This is a genomic window from Emticicia sp. TH156 (genome assembly GCF_002855535.1).
GTDB classification, from domain to species: domain Bacteria; phylum Bacteroidota; class Bacteroidia; order Cytophagales; family Spirosomataceae; genus Emticicia; species Emticicia fluvialis.
In genome coordinates this window covers 290314-310130 of the sequence record NZ_PKRS01000008.1, presented here as the reverse complement: position 1 = coordinate 310130, position 19817 = coordinate 290314, and the positions used below count along the sequence as shown (strand labels likewise).

Genomic DNA, 19817 nt, shown 5'->3' with positions numbered 1-19817 from the left:
CAAATAATCTTAAAATCCGCTAAGCAGTTAGCGGATTTTTTTCGTTTTAATAGTAAATTGCATTAACCAAACCCCGCTAACATGAAATTTGCTGCTTTTATATCTGTCTTTTTTTTCTGCATTACATTGGCTTCTGCTCAGGAGGCTAATGTTCAAGAGGCTATGGTCTATAACGCATTGCCCGGTGTTGATGGCACCCCTGGTAAAAACAGACTAGCCATGGGTACTTATGATTTAAGGTATGAAGGCGTTAAAGGGTCGAGGTATTTTCTGGAAGAATGGCTCAACGGACAGCTGGTTTTTGTAAAAGAGAATACGAAGGCGCCCAAAATGGTACCCCTTAAATATGACACCCATCGGAAGGAACTATTGTTTAAACGCACCGTAGGCGATTCTATAGTGGTTAATCCTGACCAAATTACTGGTTTTGTTATTAATGACACAAAAAACAATATCACCTACCCGTTTATAAAAGTTGATGGCCTGAGAACCGAAGGCGGAGTTGTACCAGTAACCTACCTGCTGGTTTTATATAAAAGCAAAACATCGTTATTGAAGCACGTAAGCAAAATGATGCAGAAAGCCAATTATCAGGGAGCTTACAGTGTAGACAGGCGTTATGATTCATATCTGGATAACTCTGAATATTATCTGAAAAAACCAGATGGCAACCTTACCCGCGTTAAACTTAAGAAAAACTCAGTTCTTAACGCACTTGAAGATAAAAAAGATGCCATTGAGGCATTTATAAAAAAGGAAGAGCTGGCGCTGAAATCTGAATACGAATTGGTAAGAATTATTGATTATTACAACAGTCTGTAACTCCTAAAGCCCTTATTTGATATATCCTTTTCCCGTATCTGCCTCAGCCGGGAAAAGGATTTTTTGTTTTTTGCTAACGCATCGCTCCTTATTGATTACTTCCTGAGGTAGTAAAAAACTTTTTAAAATAAATATTTAGATAATTATCTAAATATTTATTCATTTTTACTTGCAAGAAACTATTTTGTTTTTTAATGTTGCATTGCAGTTTTATCGACTGCAAAATGTTCAACTTAAACTTTACAAAAATGGCAACAATTGCAAGCCCTGCGACGCTCGACGAGATTGTGTTCGAGCATCGCAACAAAGATTACGGCGCATACGAGCTGCGCAAAACCTACACTTTAACTGTAAACCGTGCCATGTGGATTGGCATCACGCTTTTCAGCGGTCTTTTTGTTACTTCTTACATCTTTGCACGACAAAAAGACAAAGTAAAAGACCAGAAAGAAGTGATAATTAACCTTCAGGACTTAAAAGAGCCTGAGCAACCGCCGGTTGAACAGATACCTGAGCCTGAACCTCCAAAACCCATTGAACAGGTGCAGACAATCAAGTATCTGGTGCCGGAAGTGGTAGAAAACCCCGTTGTAGAAGAGGCACCTCCTACCCAGGATGAGATGGAAAAAGCAGTAATCAGTAATGTAACGACCCCAGGCGAAGAAACTGAAAGCATTGCAGAAACTCCACCGGCAGTGGCTCCGCCGGTCGAAACAAAAATTGCAGAGGTTGTAGAAGATAACACACCTTTTCTGCATGTTGAGGTACAGCCCTCATTTGTGGGCGGCAGCGGCGAAATGTATAAATTTTTAGGTAAAACCCTGAAGTATCCTTCTGCCGCGCAGCGTTCAGGCGTAGAAGGCAAGGTTTTTCTGAGTTTTATTGTAGAGCGTGATGGAAGCATTACAGATGTAAAAGTAGCCAAAAGCGTAGGTTTTGGCTGTGATGAAGAGGCAATAAGAGCAGTGAAGCTGATGCCGAAGTGGATTCCGGGAAAACAAAATGGCAGAAACGTGCGAGTGAACTATACCATACCTGTAATATTTAAACTTGAATAATACAATGAAAGAAAAACAAAAATCTCGCAGCCCACCCTGAATGGGTTCATTCCGATTTTGTCAAAAAATAAACTATTTGAGGTAATACAGGCCAGTCCGGGTGATTTTCATCCGGACTGCTTTTTTTCAAAGCTGTCAATTTTCTGTCAATACTGAAGGCAAGTGGCTGAATTGATAGGGTATATCTGTAAGAAAATAAGTAATTTTGCATTTCCCTTTGTTGTCAGTAAGCGTTGATAACATCACCAACAGAAAAATAAAAAATGGCCATAGATATCGCTAAAATTCCGTCGCCGAGTTATGTTTTAGAGGAAAAACTATTACGACGAAACCTTGAATTACTCAACCGTGTACAAACCGAATCCGGTGCGCAGATTATTCTGGCGTTAAAGGGTTTCTCTATGTATGCTACTTTTCCTACAGTTGCTAAATATCTCTCAGGTGCCACGGCCAGCTCACTGAACGAGGCTCGCCTGATAGTTGAAGAAATGGGGTGCCTGTCTCATACCTATGCCCCGGCCTATAAGCCAGATGAGTTTGCAGAAATGATGCGTTACAGCAGCCACATCACTTTCAACTCACTGAACCAGTGGCAGCAATTTAAACCACAGATTCAGCAATCACGCAGAAAAATATCATGTGGCCTGAGAATCAACCCTCAGTATGCCGAAGTATCGACAGAAATGTATAACCCGTGCATACCCGGTTCACGGTTGGGTATAACAAGAGAACTATTAGGAGAAAAATTGCCCGAGGGCATAGAAGGTCTGCACTCGCATACGCTCTGCGAAAACGATTCTTATACCCTTGAGCGTACGCTGGTACATATAGAAGAGAAGTTTGGTGATTTGTTGCACCAGATTAAATGGTTAAACTTAGGCGGCGGCCACCTGATGACACGTGAGGGCTATGACCATGCCCACCTGATTAAGCAAATTAAACGCCTGAGAGAAACCTATAATATTGAAGTAATCCTCGAGCCGGGCTCGGCTATCGGCTGGCAGACAGGTTATCTGGTATCAACTGTGCTGGATATCGTAGATGCCCAGGGCATTGATGTGGCCATATTGGATGTATCTTTTGCTGCCCACATGCCCGATACATTGGAGATGCCTTATAAACCACGTATTTGGGGTGCAACAGATGCCGTAGCAGGCAAACCGACTTACCGAATGGGTGGCATGACTTGCCTAGCTGGTGACTTTATGGGAGATTATTCTTTTGACCAACCACTGAAAATAGGCGACCGTGTAGTGTTTGATGATATGATTCATTACACTATGGTAAAAACCACTACCTTTAACGGTGTGGGCCTCCCTTCTATTGGTATCTGGAAAGAAAACGATGAGTTTCAGTTATTAAAGAAATTCGGCTTTAGGACTTATAAGGATAGGATATAAAGAAACAGGATAGGCTGCCGCCTATCCTGTTTCATAAATTACCTGATGTGCCTCATCAGGCTGAGGTATTTCCAGCTTTTCTATCATCTTCTCAAGTACATTAGCAGGTACTGCATGTTCACGGTTTCTATTCTGAACTACTAATTTTGAATATGGTACTTCCAGATAAATAAGTTTAACAGTAGCGCCATAAGTAACAAACAAATCTATCAACTGTTGGCGATTTTGACGCGTAATGTTTGTGGCGTTCCAGATAAAAGGCTGCTTCTTTCTCAAAAATACGCGTGCTTGCTCTTTTGCCAACTGAATTACCCGTCCGTTGTTTTCTTTATCAGTTGGACTGACTTTCATTTCTCTGCGGATATCATCTAAACTAATGACAGGTATGCCGTTCAGACATTTGCTTATATAAGTATCTTTCCCAGTTCCCGGTAATGCAGATAGTACAATCACTTCAAAGAAATTTTCCTTGTCTTGATAAGGTTCATAATCGGCACTTCGTGATTCTTTATTGAAGTATTCAAACTTTGCCAAATCAGATGGAAATGCTTTGGGCTTATCCCAACATTCTTTTTCAATACAAAACTCCCTAAATAGCTCTACTTTATAAAGTAAATCTTCTTTATCTGCACAAGTTCTTCCTAAAACATCGGCTTTTGCCAAAAGTGCTAACCATTGTAAGTTAACTTCCATGCTTGCTTGAAAGAGTGCTTTTTCTGGGTTTTCCTTTTCAAATATCCATAAGGGTAGTCCGTGATACCTCACAAGTTTGGCAACAGCTTCTCTTATAAAAAAAGGTGTCGCAATTTCCCGATAAAGTATTTGCCTCACAGTTCTTTCTCCTTTTTTTGCATGACCGCCAGAGGTAATACTACCATCCTGTTCAAGGACTGTCGTCGAACGTTTTTCAATATCATGCATCAAGGCAGATGCCCAAAGTATTTCCTGAGCTTGTTTATCAAGATTCGGAAACTCTTTTAATGCTGATAATTCTTCAATTACCATGCGCGTATGAATTTCCACGTCTCCTTCTGCATGAAAACGTACATCCTGAGGCACTCCCCTCATATCTCTTACCCATGAAAACGTTTCGAAGAGATGCTCCCACGTTTTGTTTTTAGTTAATTGCCACATGCTTCACCTCCTTTTTCATCAATCAAGGCTGCTCGTTTCCAGTCTCTCGTCCAATGCTCATCTGTCTTAACATGCCCTTTTCTTACGTATTTAATCACATTTTGCGCAAACCTGTCAACCGGGTATTCATCAATATTACGGCTTACAATTCCTTCAATTGTACATGGTTTTTGTGTTATTAAATCGTAAGAATCTAATACGCTAGGCTGTGCTGCGAGTGCCATTATATTTGCCTCAAAATCACTTTTTGAAACAGGCATATTTACCTTACCCAACTCAGGTACAATTGGCAGGTCGAATAATTGCGCTATGAATTGAGTTTCATCCCAAGAAAGCCAATAATCAGATTGGCGAATACCAAATACAAAGAAATGGGTAGGTAATTTTCGGTACTCAATTGAGTGAATAGCATAAAGATTTTCACCAAAAATCTCGTAATCGCCCAAATCGTTTTTAAGCAGTTCCCATTGCTGGCGAATCTGCCGCGTCCAGGGTGAGGTAGTAGGTGCACCATGTGAGCGTGCAAATACACCATAGCGATTCAGACAATTGTTTTCACCGTCCAGCTTTTCGGTATGCACAATATGCTGAATACTCTGAAAGTCTTCCCAATAATTTAAATTGATTCTATCGTCAGAAGTAGCACCCGGAGAAAATGGATAATGGTGCGTTCTTCCATATTTTCTTGAAATTTCCATTTTGTAATTCTATTTAAGTCTGAAACAATACAATAGCAGCCGGCTGATTATCAGCAAGTTGCATTTATTGGTTTTTGACTTGGCATTACATGGTCTTTCAAAAATTGGAGAGGTTTGTATTAATTTTTGTGTAAAGCTATAGATTATTTTTCAATTCATCTATAAATAGCGCCTTGCTATTTTATAATAGAAAAAGCCTTCCCCGCGAGAGAAAGGCCTTTAATTGCATATATCCTCCATGGATTACCAATCCGTGATACGCTATTATGCTTCAGCAACTACCTGAACAGCCACTTTGTGTTTCACTTCTTTATGAAGGTCAACCAGGGCGGTGTAGTCACCAACATTTTTGATGTCTTCCAAAGAAATCTTCTTACGGTCGATATCAAAACCTTTTTCTTTCAATGCATCTGCTACCTGCGTGTTAGTAACACGGCCAAAGATACGGCCACTTTCACCAACTTTCATCGGGATGGTAATTACCATATCACCGATAGCCTCAGCAATACCTAAAGCTTCAGTTTTAATTTTCTCAGCTTTATGAGCAACTTGTTTTAGATTTTCTGCTAAAACCTTGCGATTCGACGCAGTAGCCAATTGAGCAAAACCCTGCGGAATAAGATAGTTACGTGCATAACCTGGTTTTACAACAACCACGTCGTTTTTGTAACCAAGCCCTACTATATCTGTTTTTAATATTATTTCCATCTTTCTAAATTGTGAATGAGGTTTTTTAATTGAGTGATATTAGGATGAGTGATTGAGTGATTGAGTAGTTTATAAGTTTATTAACTAACTGATACTCAAAAAATATAATCACTAATTCTCTAAATCACTAATCACTAATTACTTCAATCCGTCTGCTACGAATGGTAATAGGGCCAGGTGTCTGGCACGTTTAATAGCTACCGAAACTTTGCGTTGGAATTTAAGGCTGTTGCCCGTCAGACGGCGAGGAAGGATTTTACCTTGCTCATTCACAAATTTCAACAAGAAATTCGGGTCTTTATAATCTACATATTTAATACCGGCTTTTTTGAAGCGGCAATATTTTTTACGAGCCGTATCTTTTCTGTCTACAGGATCGTTTACAAGTGACATGGTGTTATTTTTCATTATTCTGCTGCGGTTGTTGCTTCTGCATTTTCTTCTTTAGCAGGAGCAGATTCTACATTTTTCTTTCCAATTAGGCCTTTGCTACGGCGTTCGCTGTAGTCAACTGCATATTTGTCTAATTTCGTAGTCAAATAACGCATCACACGCTCATCACGTTTGTATTCGGTTTCCAGAGTTGCTACAATTTTTGCAGTAGCTTTAAATTGAACTAGCTGATAAAAGCCCGTGTTTTTGTGCTGAATGGTATAGGCCAGTTTACGAAGACCCCAATGCTCTTCATGAACTAACTCAGCACCGTTATCAGTCAATGTTTTTTTGAATTTTTCGACAGCTTCCTTTACCTGGGCTTCAGATAAAACGGGAGTTAAGATGAAAACTGTCTCATACTGATTTTGAAACATACTAAAACAGTGTTTAAATAATTATTAGTTTAATCCTCAAAAATGAGGGTGCAAAGGTAATAATATTTATAGATAATGAAAAGCCTGAGAAGAATATTTTTAAAATAAAAGCCTAAATACTAAGTAGATAGCAGGTTTATGTCTTAAATATTAAGCAATTACCCGCCGGGGTAAATCCTGCATTTGCCTGAAACTACCTGTATGGAAGTCTATTTCGAAACAAAATGTTTTCAGACCATTGGTAATTGCAATAAACCGGCATCTGAGTGTGTGGTTATAACGTGATGCCTGCTCAATAACTGACTGATTGATAGATACCTCCGGCGCTTTGCATTCAATAAGCAAAGAAGGCTGGCCGGTTTCATCAAAAATTACGATATCCGAACGCTTCTGTAGCTGGTTATATTTCAGGCCGCCTTCCAGCCGAATCAGGTTTTTAGAGTATTGGTACTGATTCAGCAACAAATGAACAAAGTGCTGCCTTACCCACTCTTCGGGTGTCAGAACGAGGTATTTTCGACGTATAACATCAAAAATGCAGATTTTTCCCTCAATTTCCTTAATTTTGTGTTCGAAAGGTGGCAGGTTAAGCTGTATCATCTTTAAATTAACTAACCGTTAAATTATTAAAGCCGCAATTCGGTTTTTAATAATTACTATAACTTTAAAGCAAAACTACATTTAATATGGAAAAAAAAGAAGAGATTGTAGCCAACTGGCTCCCCCGATACACCGGCACTGCCCTATCTGAGTTTAAACCCTATATTTTGCTGACTAATTTTCATAATTACGTTGATATGTTTGCCGAGATGTTCGGTGTGGAAGTAAAAGGGAAAGACAAACCGATGCAAACTGCATCATCCGGCCATATTACCATCATTAATTTCGGTATGGGTAGCGCTATGGCCGCTACAGTAATGGACCTCCTTTCGGCCATTCAGCCTAAAGCGGTGCTGTTTCTGGGTAAATGTGGCGGTTTAAAAAAATCAACTCAACTGGGTGATTTGATTCTGCCGATTGCCGCCATACGTGGAGAAGGTACCAGTAATGATTATGCGCGCCCTGAGATTCCGGCGCTGCCGTCGTTCCGCTTACAAAGGGCGGTGAGTTCTATGATAAAAAAACATGAACTGGATTACATGACAGGTACGGTTTACACAACTAACCGACGTGTGTGGGAACATGACACCGTATTTAAGGAGTACCTGCGCGAGATACGCGCTATGGCCATTGATATGGAAACCGCCACTATATTTATAGTGGGTTTTGTTAATTCTATTCCGCATGGCGCTTTGCTGCTTGTATCAGACAACCCCATGACCCCGGATGGTGTAAAGACGGAAGAAAGTGATAAAAAAGTAACCGGAAACTTTGTGCAAAAGCACCTGCAGATTGGCATTGACTCGCTGGAAGAACTTGCCAACTCAGGAGAATCAGTGAAACATTTGAGATTTGAGTAGGATTTTTTTCAAATAGATGTTTTTAAGATGCCGGATAATAAAAAAATCATTTCCAGCTATTTTATTTTCTAAAATTAGTGTTTGGATAATTCCATATAGCAAGTATTCCTTTTTAAAAAAATTTTCAATTAATGAAAAAGTTCATCGCATATTTTGATTACCTCGGATTTGCCCAATTCATAGAAAATAATGATCAAGAATATCAGAACAGGATAGTTAATAATATTTTCAGAGATATTGAGATGGCTTTGAGTAATAGAAAATTTAAGCCCTCTAAATATGGTGTAATTGCTGACCTAACTGATAATAAAATCAATTGTATTAATTTCTCTGATACTGTTGTCTTTTGGACTGACGACGATTCATTAGAGTCTTTGCAAAACATTTTAAAAGTTACTCATGCGTTTACATGGTTTTCAATTGATTATAGTTTTCCCTTGAGAGGGAGTTTAGTTTGTGGAGAATTAACTACAAATCATTTTCATCATACGAGCAATAATGGAGCAATTTATAACACAAATTCGGTTCACGGAAAAGGATTAGTATTAGCATATAGCAAAGCAGAAGCCCAAAATTGGGCAGGTGCTGTAATTGACGAATCAGTTATTGAACGGATAAAATTTTTAGGAGAAACTCCTATTGACGTTCTTGATGAATATGCTATTAAATATAAAGTTCCATATAAAGAGGATTTAAACTTAAATTTAGATGAAGAATTTGTTTTCAGATTATTTAAAAGTGGTAAAGGCAAAAATTCAACTACGGATGGTATGGGTGAATTTCTGAAAAATATGACTCAATCAGTAGTTGCAAATTTTGGTAGTCATAATAAAAACACTAATCATCCAAACGTTAAATCGAAAATTGAAAATACTGTCAGCTTTCTTAACTTTTTACATGATAGTTATTTACGCGAAGTTGACGAAAAGACTTCACTTGGTTAATTAAAATCTAAAGAAGAGACAAATTCCCATAAGTCCTATCCCATGTTGGTAAAAACGATAAACATAGTTTATCAAGACTTCTTTTTTTTTAGTGAATCCCTATCTCAGTAGGTCAAAGAAGAATTATTAATACATGCCACGCTTTCTCCACTGAATATAAGCTTGAAACAAGGATTTCCCCATCCCACTTCCGAACAATCGTCCCATTATCGGACACTTTTCTTTTCTCTATAAACACATAAACCACTCATTATCAGTTATTTATCAATTGGCACGCTGATTGAATGAATAATAATGTATTTGTTTCAAAAATGAACATTTACATAATACCTCAACACTCATACAAAATTATAAAAAGCTATGGACAAAGAACTCTCAGCAAACGAGGTCCGCAAACAGAAAAGTAAAAACTGGTTGATTGGTATAGTGGCAGTGGCTGCCGTTGCATTAATTGTCTGGTGGGTCAGAAACTCGCTGTCATCATCTGTCAGTAAATCAGAAATCAGAACCGCCGTTGCCGAAATGGGTGCCGTAGAAAATACGCTCACAGCCTCAGGAGAAGTGCAGCCTGAATTTGAGCAGGTTATTACCAGCCCTATCACTGCTGTGATTCAGCAGGTATTGCTCGATGCCGGAAGCAATGTAAAAGCCGGAGAAAAAATTCTTGAGCTGGACAAGGAAGCCACGCAACTGAATTTCGACAAAGAGAAAGACCAGCTAGACTTAAAGCGTAACAACATTGTAAAACTGCGCCTCGACCTCGACAAAAGTTTCTATGATCTGAAAATCTCTGATTCTATCAAGGCCATGAAAATTGCGAGCCTCAAAGCAGATGTTGAAAACGCCAAACGCCTGCAAAAAGCAGGTGGTGGGACCCGCGAAGCCATTGAAACGGCACAAATGAACCTCAGAATTGCCGAACTGGAGAAAAAACAACTGGAGAACGACATCAAAATTAAGCAGCAAACCATGCGTGCCGATTTGAAGGAATCGGAGCTGTCGGCGCAGATTCAGGAAAAACAACTGATGGAATACCAAAGTAAACTGCAAAAGGCCAATATCATAGCTACACGCCCCGGGGTACTTACTTACGTAAACAAGAATCTGGGTTCAAAGGTATCGGAAGGTGAAATTCTGGCTCGTCTGGCCGACTTGGGCAGCTTCAAAATCATCGGTGCTATTTCAGACAACTATGCCGATCAGGTAAAGATTGGTATGCCTGTGATAATCCGCATCAACAACACATTATTGAAAGGCAGCCTTACTAACATTCAGCCTTCAGTGCAAAATAATATCCTGAGCTTTGATGTAGCTCTGGACAGCAAAAGCACCGATATGCTTCGGCCTAAGCTGAAAGTTGAAGCCTATCTGGTTACAGAAGCTCAGCAAAATGTGGTTCGTATAACCAATGGCCCTGCTTTTAAAGGCGCAACAGTGCAGGATGTTTTCGTACTCAGAAAAGACGGCAAAGCCGAAAGAAGAACTGTTAAAATCGGCCTTAGCAATTTTGATTACGTAGAAATAAAAGAAGGAATAAAACCGGGTGAAACCGTAATTATCTCAGACCTGAGCGAATACAAAAACACCAAAGAGCTGGAAATAAAATAACAGGAGCTTTGCTTAACCAACCCAGTTTATGAAATACCTTATTTACATATTAAGCCTATATTTACTTATTGTCACCTACCCTTCCAAGGCACAGGGAGTTACAAAACTAACCCTTGAAGAGGTGGTAGAAATGGCCAAAAGCCAGTCAATCGCAGCAAGACAGGCCTCAACAACCAAAGAAACCAAGTTTTGGGAGTGGCGTACTTTCCAGTCTAACTACAAACCACAACTGGTGCTGAACGGTAAATTACCGGCCTTTACCCGCTCATTTACAGAGGTTATCCAGCCTGACGGAACCATACAGTTCCAACCGGTGCGCTACAACAATTCATCATTGAATTTGTCGTTGAGCCAGTCGGTAATGCAAACAGGCGGACAAATCTATGCTGCCACACAATTACAACGCTTCGATGATTTTGCCCGCAAGAACACCTTATATAATAGTACGCCCTTTGCTGTTGGGTATGAGCAACCCATTCTTAGATTTAATCCATTCAAATGGGACAAAAAGATTGAGCCGCTGAAATATGATGAGAGCCGCCGGGTATATACTGAATCGCTGGAGAAGATAGCCCTTAAATCAACTGAGTACTTCTTCAATCTGCTACTAGCTCAGGTAAACCTGCAGATAGCCGAAACTAACCAGAGCAACACACAAACCATTTTAAAAATAGCGAAAGAGAAGTTCGAAATCGGTAAAACCACCCGAAACGAGATTCTTCAATTACAACTAGAGTCGCTTAAAGCTCAAAAAGCCATAGCCACAGCCAAAAGGGACCTGGAAATTGCTACTTTAAATCTGAAAGCCTACATAGGCATGCAAACAGACAGTAAGTTGGAACTGATAGTACCTGCCACTATCTCAAACATTTCAATTCCGAATCAGCTGGCATTGGAACAAGCCTTCGAAAACCGTTCGGATGCCATTTCGTTCCGTCGTTTAATTCTGGAGGCTGACCGGGCAGTGGCCAAAGCCATAGGTGATAATGGTTTGAATATGACCTTAACGGCCAGTCTGGGTTTTTCAAACCGAGGGTTGACGATTCCCGATTTATATAATAAACCCCAAAGTCAGGAATCAATACAATTGCAACTCGACATTCCGATTCTTGATTGGGGGCGGTCGAAATCGAGAACCAAAACAGCAGAAGCACAAAAAAAACTGACAGAATATACTGTGGAGCAGGCCAAACAGACTTTCAGACAGGAGATTTACACCCAGGTAACACTTTTTGAGATGCTGAAAAACCAGCTGACACTTACAGCACAGGCAGATAGCATTGCCTCAGAAAAATACCAGATAGCACAAGACAGATATGTTTTGGGCAACCTGAGCATAACAGACCTAAGTATTGCTTTTCAGGAAAAAGATCAGGCCAAGCGTGACTACATTAACGCCCTGCAAGACTACTGGAAAACGCATTATGAACTGCGCTACCTGACACTTTATGATTTTGAAAAACAAAGAAAAATACAGCCGGAGTAATGGCGAATGAGTGAATGACGAATTAGCGAATGATTGTGAAACATAGTGTACCATGTGTACATAGTGGCAAAAATCGTTACCGCAACAGTCGTTTATTTATATTCACCAATTCATCCTCGGCAATTAAAAATTAAAATATTCGCTGATTCTGCATTCAATAATTAAAAATTAAACAGCTCATAAATTATGATTAAGTTAAAAAACATCGAAAAAGTTTATCGCACCAGTGCAATTGAAACCCTGGCCCTCAATGAAATTAATCTTGAGGTGGCCAAAGGAGAATTTCTTTCAATTATGGGTCCATCCGGCTGCGGTAAAAGTACCCTGCTCAATATTATGGGTCTGCTTGATGAACCTTCGAAAGGAGAAATCACCGTAGGCAATGAAGTTATCAATAATTTTTCTGACAAAAAACTGGCGCACTTCCGCAATCAGAAACTGGGTTTTATTTTTCAGAGTTACCACCTCATTAATGACCTGCCTGTAATTGACAACGTAGAATTGCCTTTGCTGTATCGCGCGTCATCAGCCAGCGAGCGCACCAGATTAGCCACCGAAGCTCTGCAAAAAGTAGGTTTGAGCAACCGCATGAAACACTACCCATCACAACTTTCCGGCGGACAAAAACAACGTGTAGCTATTGCCCGTGCTATTGTGGGTCGTCCTGAAATTATTCTGGCCGATGAACCTACCGGAAACCTGGATAGTGCCATGGGTAACGAAATCATGGACATACTCATCAACCTGAATAAAAACGAAGACACTACCATTGTGATGGTAACACACGATGAAAACATGGCCAAAAAGACTAATCGGCTGGTTCGCCTGTTTGATGGCACACAGGTAATGTAATCAATATTAACTCATAAAAAAGCAGCGACCCAATCAATCACTGCCCCATATAGATATGTTAAAAAATTATTTAAAAATAACATTTGCGGTACTGAGACGCCGGAAATTCTTCACTTTTATCAGCCTGTTCGGTATCAGTTTCACCTTACTGATACTGGTAGTCATTACGGCCTTTATAGACCACCTGATTTCTGCGGGCTACCCTGAATCAAAAAGAGACCGTACACTATATATCTCAAGAATGGTACAGCAGGATACCACTCAGCAAGGTATGCAGAGTTCGCCGGTGAGCCTCTACTTTATAAACAATTTTGTAAGAAAGATGACAACCCCTGAGATGGTAGCCTTCGGGAGTTTCCCGAATACCATAAATGCTTATGCAAGACAGAATAAAATAAAACTGATGTATAAGCATACCGATGCCAATTTCTGGAATGTGACTGATTTTGATTTCCTAGAAGGTAAACCCTATACGCAGCAGAACATAGATAATAATGATTACGTGATTGTAATTAATGATGACACGCGCGACAAATACTTTGGCAAGGGAGTATCGGTTGTCGGGAAAACGATGGAAGTAGATAACGTAAACTACCGTATTATTGGCGTGGTACGTGGCACGCCTGTTACGCGTATCTATGTGGCTTCAGACATTTACATGCCTTATAATACTAAAAAAGTAGATCAGACCAAGCAAAGCCTTAACGGTAGTTATCTGGTGTTTTTGCTGGCCAAAAGCAAAGAAGATTTTCCTGAAATAAAGGCAGAGTATCAGTCAATCATGAAGAAAGTGCCGCTTATAAGTACAGATAAATGGTTTAAACCCAACAAAGCCTCGTCAACTGCCGACACCTATGTGGGGTCATTCTTAGCTCAGTTTTTACATGCAGACGAGAACAAAAGCATCCAGTATTTTTATATAGTGCTTATGGGGTTTGCCTTGTTGTTTATGTCGTTACCGGCAATCAACCTGATTAATGTCAACATCAGCCGGATTCTGGAACGGGCGTCTGAAATCGGCATACGTAAGGCGTTTGGGGCATCTTCAAAAGTACTTACCTACCAGTTTATTATAGAAAACCTCATTCTTACCTTAATTGGTGGGCTAATAGCGCTTATTCTTTCAGTTGGTGTTATTTATTTTATTAATACCAGTGGCATGATTAACTACGCCGACCTGACCATTAACTGGAAAGTATTTCTGGTAGCCATTCTGGTAAGCCTGGCGTTTGGTTTGTTATCTGGTGTTTATCCAGCCTGGCGTATGTCAAGGCTACAGGTAGTAACAGCCTTACGAGGCGGCGAATGATACCCATTTTAAAAACATTAATACTATATAACTATGTTTAAGCACCTTTTTAAATTAATATGGAAGAAGAAAAAGAGCAACTTCCTGATGATGCTCGAAATCTTCATTTCCTTCCTGATATTGTTTGCGGTCTGGAGCCTTAGTTTTTACAACTATCGTAATTACTCAAAACCATCTGGCATTGACCACGAGAACGTATGGGCAGCTTTTATTGACTTTAATACTGAGAGCGATAGCCTGAAAACTATTTACAGAGATCTGATACGGCAAAAAATTAAAACATTTCCTGAAATAGAAGCGTTTTCGTTTTCATCCAGTAATCTACCATATAGTTTCAGTTCTTCAAATAATGTAATTAACTATAAGAATAACAGCACACTTACCGAGATGATGAATGTTGACCCAACTTATCCTGACGTGCTGAAAATGCCATTATCTGAGGGGCGTTGGTTTACCGAGGCAGATAAAGTAAATAAAATAAGGCCGGTAATTATTACACAGTATCTGAAAGAAAAATTATTTGGCAATGAAAATGCCCTCGGTAAAATTATTGGGAAAGATGATGGCCGGCGTCAGGTGGTAGGTGTGATTGGCCATTTTAAATTTGAAAATGATTTTCAGCCTGAATCTGCCTGCCTCATACAGCCACTTGAAGCATGGAATTCTGAAATGCTGATAAGAGTAAAACCGGGCACTTCAGTTGAAACAGAGGCCAAGCTTTCTAAAGAACTGGTGCAACTGGGCAAAGACTGGTCTGTTGAAATTCAGCACCTGGAAAACATGAAAGCCAACAAAAACCGCATTATCTGGATACCTATCCTGATACTACTGATAGTATGTGGCTTTCTGATTTTCAATGTTACACTTGGGCTTTTTGGCGTATTGTTTCAGACAATCAGCCGACGCAAACAGGAAATCGGCGTACGCCGCGCCATTGGTGCCACACAGAGTAACATCCTTTGGCATTTTGTAGGAGAAACCACCGTTATTACTTCTTTTGGTGTAATACTAGGCTTATTTTTTGCCGTCCAGTTTCCGATCCTGAATGTATTTGACATCGAAGCCCTGGTATATGTTACCGGCATTGTGCTGGCGGTTTTATCCATATACATTTTGGTTATTGTCTGTGCGTTGTTGCCTAGCAAGCAGGCCTCAGAGATTTATCCGGCCGTTGCGTTGCGGGAGGATTGATTTACTTACAGAGGGCATGCGATTATTGGCTATATTTGTAATTAAAATTCTAAAACCATTTTTGTAGAGACGTAATGAATTACGTCTTCAGAGGACTGAAATACACAAATCCATCTATTTTTTCAAAATACTATAAAATTGAATCTAATTGAATGGATAGGCCTCCAGAGACGTATCGCAATACGTCTCTACGAAAACATTGAAAAATGCTCTTAATCATTGACGATGACATTGCTGTTCGTACCTCTCTTTCTCTTTTGATGAAAAAAGAGGGCTTTGATGTTGTGGCTGTGGGTTCACAGCAGGAAGCGCTGGGGTTTCTGGAATTAGACTTGCCAGATCTTATAATACTGGATATGAATTTTTCTAACGATACTTCAGGGATTGACGGATTGGGCCTGTTATCGAAAATCAAGAAAATAAACAGTACTATTCCGGTTATACTGATTACTGGCTGGGCAACTATTGATTTGGCTGTGCGCGGCATGAAACTCGGTGCAAGCGACTTCATTAATAAACCCTGGCAAAACGCGCATCTGATGCAATCCATCAGAACCATTCTGGATTTATCGGAGAAAAAAACGCTTACACTTACCCGCAAAAAGTTGGATGCCCAGTATAATTTCAGCCAGTTGATTGGCGAGGATGCCGAATTTCTGAAGATACTTGAAACAATCGGAAGAGTTGCGTCAACTGATGCATCTGTGCTGATTATGGGCGAAAGCGGTACCGGAAAAGAACTGATTGCCGAGGCTATTCACCAGAACAGCCAAAGAAACAGAAAGCCTTTTGTGAAAGTTAATCTGGGTGGCATTTCTACCAGTTTGTTTGAATCTGAAATGTTTGGGCATGTGCGTGGCGCTTTTACCGATGCCCGCTTTGACCGTGCCGGCCGTTTTGAAATGGCCAACAAAGGAACCATTTTTTTAGATGAAATTGGCGACCTGGATATGAGCAGCCAGGTAAAATTGCTGCGTGTGCTACAAGACCGCACCTATGAGGTACTGGGCAACAGCCGTACCAAAACACTAGACGTACGGGTGGTTTGTGCTACCAATAAAAATCTGGAAGAAAATGTACAATCAGGCGGATTCAGAGAAGATTTACTTTACCGAATCAACCTCATTACTATTAATCTTCCACCTTTACGTAAAAGACCCGGCGATATTCCGCTGCTGGTTAACTTCTTTGTTCAGAATCTGCGGGAAATTTACAACCGACCTCAACTGAAAGTAACACCAGAGGCAATGAAGTGGCTGAAACAATTGCCATTGCCCGGCAATATCCGCCAGTTGAAAAACCTGGTAGAGCGTACTATTTTGGTAAGCCATCATGATACACTCAACGCCGCCGATTTTCAGGTGCAATGGCAGCCATCTGTAAAAAAAGCGGGTTCAAATACATTACCCGAAGTAGGTAGTATGACACTTGAAGAAATGGAAGTGCAAATGATAAAAAAAGCCATTGAATTTCATAAAGGCAAGGTAATGGCTGTTGCCAAGGCCCTGGGCTTGACCCGAAGCGCTTTATATCGTAGATTGGAGAAATATAATATCCCGCATGATGAAGATACGGACTAAGTTTATACTTTTTATGGTGGTCATTCATATTATTGTAATTGGCCTCTCTTTTTTCATATTCAAAAGCAATAAACTGCTGTTTATTTTCTCAGAGATTTTTATTCTGGTTTCAATCTATATTTCCTGGCAATTGTATCGTGACCTGATTGCGCCCATCCGTCTGCTTATGACAGGTGTAAATGCCATACGCGATAAAGATTTTAATGTAAAATTCTTAAAAGTAGGTAAGCTGGAAATGGACGAGCTGATTGATGTTTATAACGGCATGGTAGACCAACTCAGACAGGAACGCACCCGGCAGGAACAACAACATTATTTTCTTGAGAAACTGGTACAAACATCACCAACCGGTATTTTGATTCTGGACTTTGACGATAATATTGCCAACATAAACCCCAAGGTTGGTGAAATTTTAAATATGAATGCCCACCAGCTGGTGGGTAAATCTGTTTTTGACTTCGACCACCCACTTTTGCAGGCTATCAGCACCCTTAAAACCGGAGAGTCGCGCACGATAGCATTGAATGGTATACAAACTTATAAATGTCAAAAATCGCATTTTATTGACCGCGGCTTTCCGCGTTACTTTATCATGATTGAAGAGCTGACCGTTGAGATTCTTAATGCCGAAAAGAAAGCATACGGAAAGGTAATACGGATGATGGCGCATGAGGTAAACAACTCGATTGGTTCTGTCAATTCAATTCTTGATACCACCGTGCAGATGCAGGAACATGATTCTGAGCTAAAATATGCACTGGAAATTGCTATCCAGAGGAATAACCACCTGAACCATTTTATGCGGAATTTTGCAGATATGGTTCGTCTGCCAGAACCCCGGCCTGTTAAGTCAGATTTGAATGAACTGCTGCGAAACTCAAGCAGACTTATGGAATATAAAGCCTCACAATTGGGCATTCGGATTGAAGCACATCTTACCGAAATGCCTTTTTTTATTATGGCTGATGTGCATCAGTTAGAGCAGGTAATTATCAATATTATAAAAAATGCCATTGAGGCAATAGAACTACGTAAAAAAAAGAACCCCGATTGGCGGGAAAAAGGCCAGATTACTATTAGTAATACATACCACCCTAAACAGTTATTAATTGAAGACAACGGCTCAGGTATTTCTACAGACGCCGAGCAACAGATTTTCTCTCCGTTTTTCACGACTAAAGAAAACGGACAAGGCATAGGCCTTACACTGATTCGTGAAATACTGGTCAATCATGGGTTTCAGTATTCGCTCAAAACCAATCCAGACAGGCTGACAGTTTTCAGGATTGGCTTCTGAGGCCATAAAATTAATCCTTGTCAATTATATAAATTTGCTATTTTTGACCCGCTTTACAATAGTAGATGACCGGGTCTATTGACAGGTTTTACCTAAAACTAACACACATGAGAAAATTCATTATTCTGTGCCTGCTTGCAGGCATGGCAATGGCACAAACCCCAAAGCCTTTTGGCGCTACCCCAACGGCCGACCAACTTAAATGGCACAATTTACAATATTATGCCTTTGTACATTTTGGACCCAACTCTTTTACCGACAAAGAATGGGGAGATGGCAAAGAGAAAGAAGACGTTTTTAACCCTACCCAGCTTGATTGCCGCCAATGGGCCAGAATCTGCAAAGCCGCAGGTATGAAAGGCATTATTATTACCGCTAAACATCATGATGGCTTTGCGTTGTACCCCAGCAAATATTCAACACATACAGTGAGAGAGTCTCCCTGGAAAAACGGTAAAGGAGATGTGCTGAAAGAACTATCGGCTGCTTGTAAAGAATATGGATTGAAAATGGGAATTTACATTTCTCCGTGGGACAGAAACCACCCTACCTACGGAACCCCGGAATACAACCAGGTATATGTAAATATGCTGAAAGAAATTACGACCCAATACGGCGACTTGTTTGAAGTATGGTTTGATGGCGCTAATGGCGAAGGCCCTAATGGCAAAAAACAGGTGTATGATTTCCCTTTGTTTAACAAAACCGTGAAAACCTATCAGCCACACGCATTAATTTTCAGCGATGCCGGCCCTGATATCCGCTGGGTGGGCAATGAAAGCGGCTTTGCCGGCGAAACCTGCTGGAGTACCATCAATGGCGCAGCGTTGTTTCCTGCCTACGACAAGCCCAAACACCTGAACGTGGGCGATGCCAATGGCACGCACTGGATTCCGGCTGAATGCGATGTATCTATACGCCCGGGTTGGTTCTATCATAAAAACGAAGACGATAAAGTAAAGACTCCTCAGGCATTGATGGACATCTGGAATAAATCTGTAGGCAGAGGCGCCAACTTATTGCTGAATATTCCGGTTGATAACCGGGGGCTGGTTCATGAAAATGATGCAAAAGCCTTGCTGGAATTTAAGAAATTACGCGATGAGTATTTCAGTAAAAATCTGTTAAAGAAAGGTACTTTTACAAAAAAAACGGGTGCTGACAGTTATGATATTTCATTGAACAAGGCACAAACTTTTAACTGTCTGGTTGTGCAGGAAGATATCCGTTACGGACAACGAATCAACGAATTTGCAGTACAGGTAAAAGAAAACAATGAATGGAAAACAGTTGCAACTGCCACTACAATCGGGCATAAACGCATTGTGTATTTCCCAAGAGTTAAAAGCAAAGATGTTCGCATAGCTATTCAAGGCACGCTAGCCAAGCCAATAATTGCTAACGTGGAGTTATATGATACACCTGCCAATTAAGTTGATATTTAGCTGCAAAACAAAATCC

Annotated in this window: 19 protein-coding genes; 13 read left to right on the top strand and 6 right to left on the bottom strand. The window is 40.3% G+C overall.

What is annotated here, in order from left to right; translation table 11 throughout:
• Positions 1-81 precede the first annotated feature (81 nt).
• From C0V77_RS16635 to nspC, 3 genes are all read left to right on the top strand, one after another.
• Positions 82-822 (top strand): hypothetical protein, encoded by a 741-nt coding sequence (locus C0V77_RS16635; RefSeq protein ID WP_101727466.1) that lies wholly within the window; start codon positions 82-84, stop codon positions 820-822.
• Positions 823-1070: 248 nt separating this feature from the next.
• On the top strand, positions 1071-1880 hold the full coding sequence (locus C0V77_RS16630; RefSeq protein WP_101727507.1) for an energy transducer TonB: 810 nt from the start codon (positions 1071-1073) through the stop codon (positions 1878-1880).
• Positions 1881-2143: 263 nt separating this feature from the next.
• Positions 2144-3280 (top strand): carboxynorspermidine decarboxylase, encoded by a 1137-nt coding sequence (nspC, locus tag C0V77_RS16625; RefSeq protein ID WP_101727465.1) that lies wholly within the window; start codon positions 2144-2146, stop codon positions 3278-3280.
• A gap of 21 nt (positions 3281-3301) precedes the next feature.
• Here the strand turns inward: nspC and C0V77_RS16620 are convergent, their stop codons facing one another.
• From C0V77_RS16620 to C0V77_RS16595, 6 genes are all read right to left on the bottom strand, one after another.
• Positions 3302-4414, bottom strand: coding sequence for an AAA family ATPase (locus C0V77_RS16620; protein ID WP_101727464.1), 1113 nt, complete (start codon positions 4412-4414; stop codon positions 3302-3304).
• A complete protein-coding gene (locus C0V77_RS16615; protein WP_101727463.1) occupies positions 4402-5112 on the bottom strand; it encodes an RNA ligase family protein in 711 nt (236 codons plus the stop codon). Before C0V77_RS16615 ends, C0V77_RS16620 begins: the two co-directional genes overlap by 13 nt.
• Before the next feature lie 264 nt (positions 5113-5376).
• Complete coding sequence (rplI, locus tag C0V77_RS16610) at positions 5377-5820, bottom strand: 50S ribosomal protein L9 (RefSeq protein ID WP_101727462.1); 444 nt, start codon at positions 5818-5820, stop codon at positions 5377-5379.
• A 138-nt stretch (positions 5821-5958) separates the two neighbouring features.
• Complete coding sequence (rpsR, locus tag C0V77_RS16605) at positions 5959-6213, bottom strand: 30S ribosomal protein S18 (protein ID WP_101727506.1); 255 nt, start codon at positions 6211-6213, stop codon at positions 5959-5961.
• Positions 6214-6227: 14 nt separating this feature from the next.
• Positions 6228-6629, bottom strand: a complete 402-nt coding sequence (rpsF, locus tag C0V77_RS16600) for a 30S ribosomal protein S6 (protein WP_101727461.1) — start codon at positions 6627-6629, stop codon at positions 6228-6230.
• A gap of 150 nt (positions 6630-6779) precedes the next feature.
• Positions 6780-7229: a type I restriction enzyme HsdR N-terminal domain-containing protein gene (locus C0V77_RS16595; RefSeq protein ID WP_101727460.1), complete on the bottom strand. Its 450-nt coding sequence runs from the start codon at positions 7227-7229 to the stop codon at positions 6780-6782.
• Between the two features lie 86 nt (positions 7230-7315).
• Between C0V77_RS16595 and C0V77_RS16590 the strand changes: the two genes are divergently transcribed.
• The 10 genes from C0V77_RS16590 (at position 7316) to C0V77_RS16545 (ending at position 19789) form a co-directional block, all read left to right on the top strand.
• A complete protein-coding gene (locus tag C0V77_RS16590; protein WP_101727459.1) occupies positions 7316-8089 on the top strand; it encodes an AMP nucleosidase in 774 nt (257 codons plus the stop codon).
• Between the two features lie 131 nt (positions 8090-8220).
• Positions 8221-9033: a hypothetical protein gene (locus C0V77_RS16585; protein ID WP_101727458.1), complete on the top strand. Its 813-nt coding sequence runs from the start codon at positions 8221-8223 to the stop codon at positions 9031-9033.
• A 360-nt stretch (positions 9034-9393) separates the two neighbouring features.
• Entirely contained in the window at positions 9394-10641 is a 1248-nt protein-coding gene (locus C0V77_RS16580) for an efflux RND transporter periplasmic adaptor subunit (RefSeq protein ID WP_101727457.1), read from the top strand.
• 28 nt (positions 10642-10669) lie between these two features.
• Positions 10670-12127: a TolC family protein gene (locus C0V77_RS16575; protein WP_101727456.1), complete on the top strand. Its 1458-nt coding sequence runs from the start codon at positions 10670-10672 to the stop codon at positions 12125-12127.
• A gap of 186 nt (positions 12128-12313) precedes the next feature.
• A complete protein-coding gene (locus tag C0V77_RS16570) occupies positions 12314-12979 on the top strand; it encodes an ABC transporter ATP-binding protein (RefSeq protein WP_101727455.1) in 666 nt (221 codons plus the stop codon).
• 55 nt (positions 12980-13034) lie between these two features.
• Complete coding sequence (locus C0V77_RS16565) at positions 13035-14288, top strand: ABC transporter permease (protein WP_101727454.1); 1254 nt, start codon at positions 13035-13037, stop codon at positions 14286-14288.
• Positions 14289-14321: 33 nt separating this feature from the next.
• Complete coding sequence (locus C0V77_RS16560) at positions 14322-15479, top strand: ABC transporter permease (RefSeq protein ID WP_101727453.1); 1158 nt, start codon at positions 14322-14324, stop codon at positions 15477-15479.
• Between the two features lie 206 nt (positions 15480-15685).
• Positions 15686-17059: a sigma-54 dependent transcriptional regulator gene (locus C0V77_RS16555; RefSeq protein ID WP_101727452.1), complete on the top strand. Its 1374-nt coding sequence runs from the start codon at positions 15686-15688 to the stop codon at positions 17057-17059.
• The gene (locus C0V77_RS16550) at positions 17040-18356 is read left to right on the top strand and encodes a PAS domain-containing sensor histidine kinase (RefSeq protein WP_229236301.1); all 1317 of its coding nucleotides are present in this window, start codon (positions 17040-17042) and stop codon (positions 18354-18356) included. The genes C0V77_RS16555 and C0V77_RS16550 overlap by 20 nt, the downstream gene beginning before the upstream one ends.
• A 107-nt stretch (positions 18357-18463) precedes the next feature.
• Entirely contained in the window at positions 18464-19789 is a 1326-nt protein-coding gene (locus tag C0V77_RS16545; RefSeq protein WP_101727504.1) for an alpha-L-fucosidase, read from the top strand.
• The last annotated feature ends 28 nt before the right edge of the window (positions 19790-19817 follow it).

Bases quoted from the DNA above. Each gene is read 5' to 3' on its own strand.
- C0V77_RS16635 (WP_101727466.1), top strand. From the start codon at position 82: ATGAAATTTGCTGCTTTTATATCTGTCTTTTTTTTCTGCATTACATTG.
- C0V77_RS16630 (WP_101727507.1), top strand. From the start codon at position 1,071: ATGGCAACAATTGCAAGCCCTGCGACGCTCGACGAGATTGTGTTCGAG.
- nspC (WP_101727465.1), top strand. From the start codon at position 2,144: ATGGCCATAGATATCGCTAAAATTCCGTCGCCGAGTTATGTTTTAGAG.
- C0V77_RS16620 (WP_101727464.1), bottom strand. From the start codon at position 4,414: ATGTGGCAATTAACTAAAAACAAAACGTGGGAGCATCTCTTCGAAACG.
- C0V77_RS16615 (WP_101727463.1), bottom strand. From the start codon at position 5,112: ATGGAAATTTCAAGAAAATATGGAAGAACGCACCATTATCCATTTTCT.
- rplI (WP_101727462.1), bottom strand. From the start codon at position 5,820: ATGGAAATAATATTAAAAACAGATATAGTAGGGCTTGGTTACAAAAAC.
- rpsR (WP_101727506.1), bottom strand. From the start codon at position 6,213: ATGTCACTTGTAAACGATCCTGTAGACAGAAAAGATACGGCTCGTAAA.
- rpsF (WP_101727461.1), bottom strand. From the start codon at position 6,629: ATGTTTCAAAATCAGTATGAGACAGTTTTCATCTTAACTCCCGTTTTA.
- C0V77_RS16595 (WP_101727460.1), bottom strand. From the start codon at position 7,229: ATGATACAGCTTAACCTGCCACCTTTCGAACACAAAATTAAGGAAATT.
- C0V77_RS16590 (WP_101727459.1), top strand. From the start codon at position 7,316: ATGGAAAAAAAAGAAGAGATTGTAGCCAACTGGCTCCCCCGATACACC.
- C0V77_RS16585 (WP_101727458.1), top strand. From the start codon at position 8,221: ATGAAAAAGTTCATCGCATATTTTGATTACCTCGGATTTGCCCAATTC.
- C0V77_RS16580 (WP_101727457.1), top strand. From the start codon at position 9,394: ATGGACAAAGAACTCTCAGCAAACGAGGTCCGCAAACAGAAAAGTAAA.
- C0V77_RS16575 (WP_101727456.1), top strand. From the start codon at position 10,670: ATGAAATACCTTATTTACATATTAAGCCTATATTTACTTATTGTCACC.
- C0V77_RS16570 (WP_101727455.1), top strand. From the start codon at position 12,314: ATGATTAAGTTAAAAAACATCGAAAAAGTTTATCGCACCAGTGCAATT.
- C0V77_RS16565 (WP_101727454.1), top strand. From the start codon at position 13,035: ATGTTAAAAAATTATTTAAAAATAACATTTGCGGTACTGAGACGCCGG.
- C0V77_RS16560 (WP_101727453.1), top strand. From the start codon at position 14,322: ATGTTTAAGCACCTTTTTAAATTAATATGGAAGAAGAAAAAGAGCAAC.
- C0V77_RS16555 (WP_101727452.1), top strand. From the start codon at position 15,686: ATGCTCTTAATCATTGACGATGACATTGCTGTTCGTACCTCTCTTTCT.
- C0V77_RS16550 (WP_229236301.1), top strand. From the start codon at position 17,040: ATGATGAAGATACGGACTAAGTTTATACTTTTTATGGTGGTCATTCAT.
- C0V77_RS16545 (WP_101727504.1), top strand. From the start codon at position 18,464: ATGAGAAAATTCATTATTCTGTGCCTGCTTGCAGGCATGGCAATGGCA.